4 tRNA genes are annotated in these 1,701 nt (G+C 41.7%); all 4 read left to right on the forward strand.

Going from position 1 to position 1,701, the window contains the following annotated elements:
• Nucleotides 1–72 precede the first annotated feature (72 nt).
• Nucleotides 73–164 (forward strand) — tRNA-Ser (locus BTO21_RS20075).
• A 1,173-nt stretch (nt 165–1,337) separates the two neighbouring features.
• Nucleotides 1,338–1,413 (forward strand) — tRNA-Phe (locus BTO21_RS10220).
• Between the two features lie 45 nt (nt 1,414–1,458).
• A tRNA-Asn gene (locus tag BTO21_RS10225) sits at nt 1,459–1,534 on the forward strand.
• Nucleotides 1,535–1,582: 48 nt separating this feature from the next.
• Nucleotides 1,583–1,658, forward strand: a tRNA-Thr gene (locus tag BTO21_RS10230).
• Nucleotides 1,659–1,701: the final 43 nt, after the last annotated feature.

Below are 1,701 nucleotides of genomic sequence, written 5' to 3' on the forward strand. Positions count from 1 at the left end.
CCAGTAGAGTGAAGCCAAATAAGAAAGCCCGCAAGCAATTGCGGGCTTTTTTACATCTGTACTTTGGTGAAATTCCCTCTTAGTTCAGTTGGCGACACTTTATGAGAAGCTTGGTGGACTGCTAATCCATATGTCACTGGTTCAAGTCCAGTAGAGTGAAGCCAAACAAAAATAACACTGGCTATTATTCACATCTTGAAAGCTAAGGTACGAGGGCTATCCGCGATCTATTCACAGCGTTATTGAGCCTAAAAGACACCAGTCAAAACAATTAATCTACAACGCGTGAATAGTAGATTCCCTATCGCCCTCGCGGGCATTCACTGTAGGGAATGACGATAAATTAGACTTGTATGCCACAACAAAAATAACACTGGCTATTATTCACATCTTGAAAGCTAAGGTACGAGGGCTATCCGCGATCTATTCACAGCGTCATTGAGCCAAAAAGACACCAGCTAAAACAATAAATCTACAACGCGCAAATAGTAGATTCCCTATCGCCCTCGCGGGCATTCACTGTAGGGAATGACGATAAATTAGACTTATATGTCACAACAAAAATAACACTGGCTATTATTCACATCTCGAAAGCTGAGGTACGGGCTATCCGCGATCTATTCACAGCGTTATTGAACCAAAAAGACATTAGTCAAAACAATTAATCTACAACGCGTGAATAGTAGATTCCCTATCGCCCTCGCGGGCATTCACTGTAGGGAATGACGATAAATTAGACTTGTATGCCACAACAAAAATAACACTGGCTATTATTCACATCTCGAAAGCTGAGGTACGGGCTATCCGCGATCTATTCACAACATCATTGAGCCTAAAAGACATTAGCTAAAACAATTAATCTACAACGCGCGAATAGTAGATTCCCTATCGCCCTCGCGGGCATTCACTGTAGGGAATGACGATAAATTAGACTTATATGTCACAACAAAAATAACACTACCTATTATTCACATCTTGAAAGCTGAGCTACGAAGGCTATCCGTGATCTATTCACAGCGTTATTGAGCTTAAAAGATGCCAGCTAAAACAATTAACCTACAACGCGCAAATAGTAGATTCCCTATCGCCCTCGCAAGCATTCACTGTAGGGAATGACGATAAATTAGACTTGTATGCCACCACTCATTTTCTTCTATTCACTTTTTTTACAACGCTGACGCCATCAAACGCTTTTCCCCACCAAGACTGACAAACACCAAAAAACCCAACATTCACGTGCAAAATAACAGCAATCAGCGCAAAAAAGATAATGTTGGTAACTATTTAAAAAAAAACCATTGACGAAAAGGTCAAAAACCTTTTTAATGCGCTCCGTTGCCTCGATAGCTCAGTCGGTAGAGCAGAGGATTGAAAATCCTCGTGTCGGTGGTTCGATTCCGCCTCGAGGCACCATTTCTTCTCTTTTGAAGAATGGTGTCAAGCAACGATAAAATCTGTTCCCTCTTAGTTCAGTTGGTAGAACGCCGGACTGTTAATCCGTATGTCACTGGTTCAAGTCCAGTAGAGGGAGCCACTATTTATTTCTTGGCTCAATAGAGCGGAGAGATTACAGAATTAATGTGCCGACTTAGCTCAGTAGGTAGAGCAACTGACTTGTAATCAGTAGGTCACCAGTTCGACTCCGGTAGTCGGCACCATTTATTCTCTTACTTCGGTAAGAAATGCAACAATAGCAATTTG

Source organism: Photobacterium phosphoreum, from assembly GCF_002954725.1.
Lineage (GTDB): Bacteria > Pseudomonadota > Gammaproteobacteria > Enterobacterales > Vibrionaceae > Photobacterium > Photobacterium phosphoreum.